Below are 1043 nucleotides of genomic sequence, written 5' to 3' on the forward strand. Positions count from 1 at the left end.
GCGCACGCTGGCCCGGTCCGTCCGCGAGACCGCCTGAGCGGGGCGAACACCCCCGCGCAGGCACCACTGAGCAGGAAAAGAAGAGAAAGGCACTGCCCCACCGTGATCGTCCGATCTTTCAGTGACATCGAGAACACCGACCGGCACGTCAGGTCCGCTTCAGGTACCTGGGAGAGCAAGCGCATCGTGCTCGCCAAGGAGAAGGTGGGCTTCTCGCTCCACGAGACCGTGCTGTACGCGGGTACGGAGACGGACATGTGGTACGCGAACCACATCGAGGCCGTCGTCTGCACCAAGGGCGACGCCGAGTTGACCGACCGCGAGACCGGGAAGACGTACCACATCACGCCCGGCACCATGTACCTCCTGGACGGCCACGAGCGGCACACGCTCAAGGTCAAGGAGGACTTCCACTGCATCTGTGTCTTCAACCCGCCCGTGACCGGACGGGAGGACCACGACGAGAACGGCGTCTACCCGCTGCTCACCGAGGAGGTGTGAGTCAACGTGACCACGACCACGCACGTCACCGACCTCTATCCGACCCGCGGTGCCACCGAGGTGGCAACCCCCCGGCAGGACCCGGTCGTCTGGGGGTCCCCGGACACTCCCGGCCCCGTGACCGCGAGTGATCTGCAGTCCCTGGAGCGCGACGGCTTCCTCGCCGTGGACCAGCTCATCGGACCGGACGAGGTGGCCGAATACCGGCGCGAGCTGGAGCGGCTCACCTCCGACCCGGCGATCCGCGCGGACGAGCGCTCGATCGTCGAGCCGCAGTCCAAGGAGATCCGGTCGGTCTTCGAGGTCCACAGGATCAGCGAGGTGTTCGCGAGGCTGGTGCGCGACGAGCGGGTCGTGGGACGCGCCCGGCAGATCCTCGGCTCGGACGTGTACGTCCACCAGTCGCGGATCAACGTCAAGCCCGGTTTCGGCGCGAGCGGCTTCTACTGGCACTCGGACTTCGAGACCTGGCACGCCGAGGACGGCCTGCCGAACATGCGCACGATCTCGGTCTCGATCGCGCTCACCGAGAACTTCGACAC

Annotated in this window: 2 protein-coding genes; both read left to right on the forward strand. The window is 66.8% G+C overall.

The genetic code is table 11. The annotated features are described in order from the left end of the window. The first annotated feature begins 102 nt into the window (after positions 1-102). On the forward strand, positions 103-501 hold the full coding sequence (locus ACFW3F_RS25595) for an ectoine synthase (protein WP_388062525.1): 399 nt from the start codon (positions 103-105) through the stop codon (positions 499-501). Between the two features lie 6 nt (positions 502-507). Then, positions 508-1043, forward strand: a 536-nt coding sequence (locus tag ACFW3F_RS25600) for a phytanoyl-CoA dioxygenase family protein (RefSeq protein ID WP_388062527.1), incomplete at its 3' end; no start/stop codon positions are given.

The sequence above is a fragment of the Gordonia sp. NPDC058843 genome (genome assembly GCF_042743165.1).
In the GTDB taxonomy this organism is placed as follows: domain Bacteria; phylum Actinomycetota; class Actinomycetes; order Mycobacteriales; family Mycobacteriaceae; genus Gordonia.